General features: G+C 70.3%; 4 protein-coding genes. 3 read left to right on the plus strand and 1 reads right to left on the minus strand.

Annotated elements, in window-relative coordinates:
- Positions 1 to 892: RtcB family protein (locus tag VJ693_RS25585; RefSeq protein WP_324158989.1), on the minus strand; the 892-nt coding region annotated here is incomplete at its 3' end.
- A gap of 496 nt (positions 893 to 1,388) precedes the next feature.
- Between VJ693_RS25585 and VJ693_RS25590 the strand changes: the two genes are divergently transcribed.
- The 3 genes from VJ693_RS25590 to VJ693_RS25600 form a co-directional block, all read left to right on the plus strand.
- Positions 1,389 to 2,321, plus strand: a complete 933-nt coding sequence (locus VJ693_RS25590; protein ID WP_324158991.1) for a VTT domain-containing protein — start codon at positions 1,389 to 1,391, stop codon at positions 2,319 to 2,321.
- Between the two features lie 102 nt (positions 2,322 to 2,423).
- Complete coding sequence (locus tag VJ693_RS25595) at positions 2,424 to 2,639, plus strand: DUF3079 domain-containing protein (protein WP_324158993.1); 216 nt, start codon at positions 2,424 to 2,426, stop codon at positions 2,637 to 2,639.
- 65 nt (positions 2,640 to 2,704) lie between these two features.
- Positions 2,705 to 4,335: hypothetical protein (locus VJ693_RS25600; RefSeq protein WP_324158995.1), on the plus strand; the 1,631-nt coding region annotated here is incomplete at its 3' end.

The following is a 4,335-nucleotide window of genomic DNA, read 5'->3' on the forward strand; positions in this document are numbered from 1 at the left end:
CACCCTTGCGGGTCACGAACACGTCTTCACCGAAGTGGCGTTCCTGCTGCACGTAGTTGTGGTGGCAGTTCACCGCCTCGATGTGCGACTCGAACGGCTTGGGAATCACCTTGCGCACGGTCGCGATCAGGTTGGTCATCATCACTTCGCGGTTGCGCGCCGCGAACTTCTGCGCCCAGCCCACGCCGCGCACGTAGTCACCGAAGTACTGCGCACCTTCCTCGAAGTACGCCAGGTCCTGGTCCGGCAGGTTGCGCTGGTTCGCTTCGGCATCCTTCTTCGCCAGTTCGATGAAATGCGTGCCGATGGCGTTGCCCACGCCGCGCGAGCCCGAGTGCAGCATGAACCAGACGAAGCCCGCCTCGTCGAGGCAGACCTCGATGAAGTGGTTGCCCGTGCCCAGCGTGCCCAGGTGCTGGATGTGGTTGGTCTTCGCGAGCTTGGGGTAATCGCGGCAGAGTTCGGTGAACTCCGGCTCGAGCTGCCCCCACGCGGTGTTCACCGATCCCGGCGCCTTCTGCCACGCCCCGGGGTCGCGCGAGCCGGGCGCGCGGCCGTGCGGCACCGCGCGCTCGATGGCCGAGCGCAGCGGGCCCAGGTTGTCGGGCAGATCCTTCGCTGTCAGCGTGGTCTTCGCCGCGATCATCCCGCAGCCGATGTCCACGCCCACCGCGGCCGGAATGATGGCCTTGATGGTCGGGATCACCGAGCCGACGGTGGCGCCGATGCCGAAGTGCACGTCGGGCATCGCCGCGATGTGCTTGAAGACGATCGGCAGGCGCGCGGCATTCTGCAGCTGGCGCTTGGCGGCGTCTTCGATGGGCACGCCGCGCGTCCACATCTTCAGCGGCACGCCGCCGCTCACGTCTTCGTGGATGTGGTTGGTTTCCATGTTGATTCCTTCATCGCGTCACTGCACGCATCTTCGTCGCGCAACAGCCGCATAGTCCTTGAGTTCCCGAAGCGCGAGCTCGACACCCGAAGTGGAGCGGATGACGAGCTTCGAACTCCGGTGCGTTGGAAATGAAAAAGGCCCGGATCCTTTCGGAATCCGGGCCCCTGCGAACAGAGCTTGGAGGGTGCGCTTCTCAAGCGCTCCTCTCTCCCGGATGCCACGGATCCTCGAGCCGATCGCGCAACGGATGGCTCGCCCCATTGGCGATGGCGGCTGCGCGCACGAACGCGACCAGACCTTTCGAGGGTCGGCTGGTGTGGATGGCGAGGCGCGGCGGCACGATGCAGGCTTTCGGCAAAACGGGGGGCTCGGTCGAGCGAAGGAGGCGCACTGTAAATAGTCTTTACGACGCCGTCAACCCCCTGTGCCCGAAAAGGCAGATCGCACCTGGGTAGAGTGGCGGCCGCCCGCCACCGTACGCCGAGACCCCTTCATGGACCTTCAGCAGCTGAGCCTGGTCGTTCGGCAGGACGCCATCACCGTCGTGTTCTTCAACGTGCTGCTGCAGCAGGCGGGGCTGCCGGTGCCTGCCGTCCCGACGCTGCTGCTGGCCGGCAGCCTCGCGGCCACGCCGGTGCAGCTGCTGCAGCTGGTCGCCGCGGCCATCGCGGCGTCGGTCGTCGCGGATTGGGCCTGGTACCACGCGGGCCGGCTGTTCGGCTACCGGGTCCTGGCGGGCTTGTGCAGGCTGTCGATCAACCCGAGCTCGTGTGTCAGCCAGACCGAGGCGCGCTTCGTGCGCTGGGGGCTTCCGTCCTTGGTGGTGGCCAAGTTCATCCCCGGCTTCTCGACGGTCGCCCCGCCGATCGCGGGCGCACTGCGCATGAGCCTGCCGGGTTTTCTGTCGGCCGCGGCCGCCGGCGGCGCCTTGTGGGCCGGCCTGGCCCTGGGCGCCGGCTGGGCCTTGAAGGATGCCGTGCGCGCGGTGATCTCGGTGCTCGACCAGCACACCGGCACCGCCTTGACCGTGCTGCTCGCGCTGGCCGGTGCGTGGCTGGGCTGGAAGCTGTGGCAGCGGTACCGCTTCAAGGCGCACAGCGCGCTGCCCCACATCACCCCGGGCGAGCTGATGGCGGCGATGCACAGCGAGCAGCCGCCGCTGCTCATCGACCTGCGCGGGGCCGGGATGGTGGCCGAGACCGGGCCGGTGCCCGGCGCGCGATGGGCCGAGCTGGATCATCTGGACGAGACCGTCGGCCCCTGGCCCAGGGACAGGCTCATCGTCACGATGTGCGCCTGCCCCGAAGACGCCGGGGCGGTGGCGGCGGCGCGCCGCTTGATGCAGGCGGGCTATCTGTCGGTCAAGCCCTTGCGGGGCGGCTACGACGCCTGGGTGGCCGCTGCGGCGGCGATGCGCCAGCCTTGACGCCGATCAGCGGCGCGGCCCGGGGTGGCACCCAGAATGGGCCGGCCTGCCTGCAGCCTGCGGTGAAGCCCGCCGGCTCGCAGGCCCGCCCAGCACGCCGAGATGGCCCACAAGAAGTTCCCGATCCACCCTGCCCACCCCGAGCGCACGTGCTGGGGCTGTGACAAGTTCTGCGCGGCCGATTCGCTCGCCTGCGGCAATGGCTCGGAGCGCACGCAGCACCCGGTCGAGCTGTTCGGCGACGATTGGGCCGAGTGGGGGCTGGACCCGGTCGCGGCGCCGGTGGCCGAACGTGCCGAGCCGCCTCCCCAAGCCTGAGGATTCTCGCGGCCGCGCCCCAGGCGAAGAATCGGCTTGACGACGCCGCATCCCGGAGGTCCCTCATGCCAGACAGCGCCGACGTGCTGTGGTTCAAGACCCAGTTCCAGCCGCAGATCGAGGCCGCGGTCGCCGGCACGCCGCTGACGGTGGATTTCATCACCGCCATCGCCTGCCAGGAGACGGGCGATGTCTGGCCGGCGCTGCGCCGCCAGGGGCTGCCGGTTGAGCAGGTGCTGGCGCTGTGCGTGGGCGACACGCTGGATGCCGACAAGGGCCGCTCGGCCTTTCCGACCACCAAGGCGGACCTGCTCGCCGCGCCGCAGGGCGGCGAGATGTTCGCGATCGCGCGCCAGGCGCTGGTCGACATGGCCGCGCACATCCCCGCCTATGCCGGCGTGGCGAAGCGGCCGGCCAAGTTCTGCCATGGCTTCGGCATCTTCCAGCTCGACCTGCAGTTCTTCCGCACCGACCCGGGCTACTTCCTGCAGCGCGACTACGAGCACTTCGACAAGGCGCTGGGCAAGTGCCTGGCGGAGCTGAACCGCGCGCTGCGCAAGCTCGGCTTCGATGGCCGCGAGGCCTTGAGCGACACCGAGCTGGCGGCCGTCGGCATCGCCTACAACACCGGCACGTTCAAGCCGGCCAAGGGCCTGAAACAGGGCCACTTCGACGGCACGCGCTTCTACGGCGAGGCGATCTTCGATTTCCTGCGCCTGGCGCACACGGTGGCGCTGCCGGGCGCGGCGCCGGTGATCGTCGCGCCGCCGCCGGGCCAGGCGGTGGTGGCGCCGCCCACGCCGGTCACCGCCACCGGCCCGCACCTGCGCGTCGACACGCAGGAAGGCATGCTGCGGCTGCGTCGCGAGCCCGAGATCAGCACGCCGCCGCAGGCCAACGTGATCGGCCACCTGCCGGACGGGCAGCCGGTGCGCGCGATCACCGGCCAGGCCGTCAACGGCTTCATCGAGGTCGAGACCAGCCTGGCCGGCGCGCTGCTGCGCGGCTTCGCGTCGAAGAAGTTCCTGGTGCCGGACGAGGCGCCGGCCGAGATCCCGCTCGTCGTGCCGGCCGCGGTGCCGCCGGCGGCCGGCATCGTCGGCGTCACGATGCCGCGCAAGCCGGGCTCGCTCACGCGCCGGCGCGACCCGGCCGATGCGCACTCGCTCAACGAGAACGGCCAGCCCGGCCGCAGCGGCAGCACGCCCGAGCAGCTGCGCGCCGAGATCGCCGCGATCGTCGACTGGCTGGCGGTGGACGAGCCGAGGCACCTGCGTTATCAGCCGCACGACGGGCTGACCTTCTGCAACATCTACGCGCACGACTTGTGCCACCTGGCGGGCATCTACCTGCCCCGGGTGTGGTGGACGGCCAGGGCACTGCTGCGCCGCGCGCAGGGCGAAGACGTGGCGCCGCGCATCGGCGACACGATCACCGAGCAGCGCGCGAACGACCTGTTCCGCTGGCTGCGTGAGTTCGGCCCCGAATTCGGCTGGCGCCAGACCGGCACGCTGAGCAAGCTGCAGGCCGAGGTGAACCAGGGGGCGATCGGGCTGATCGCCGCGCGGCGCAAGGAGGACGGCCGCTCGGGCCACATCGTGGTCGTCGTGCCCGAGGCCGACGACGCGCCGGCCCGCCGCAATGCCGCCGGCGAGGTCGTCGCGCCGCTGCAAAGCCAGGCCGGGGCGGTCAACTT

The organism is Ideonella sp. (assembly GCF_035254525.1).
Lineage (GTDB): Bacteria > Pseudomonadota > Gammaproteobacteria > Burkholderiales > Burkholderiaceae_C > Ideonella.

What these genes read in the sequence shown, in the direction of transcription:
- VJ693_RS25590 (WP_324158991.1), top strand. Translation starts at nt 1,389, where the DNA reads ATGGACCTTCAGCAGCTGAGCCTGGTCGTTCGGCAGGACGCCATCACC.
- VJ693_RS25595 (WP_324158993.1), top strand. Translation starts at nt 2,424, where the DNA reads ATGGCCCACAAGAAGTTCCCGATCCACCCTGCCCACCCCGAGCGCACG.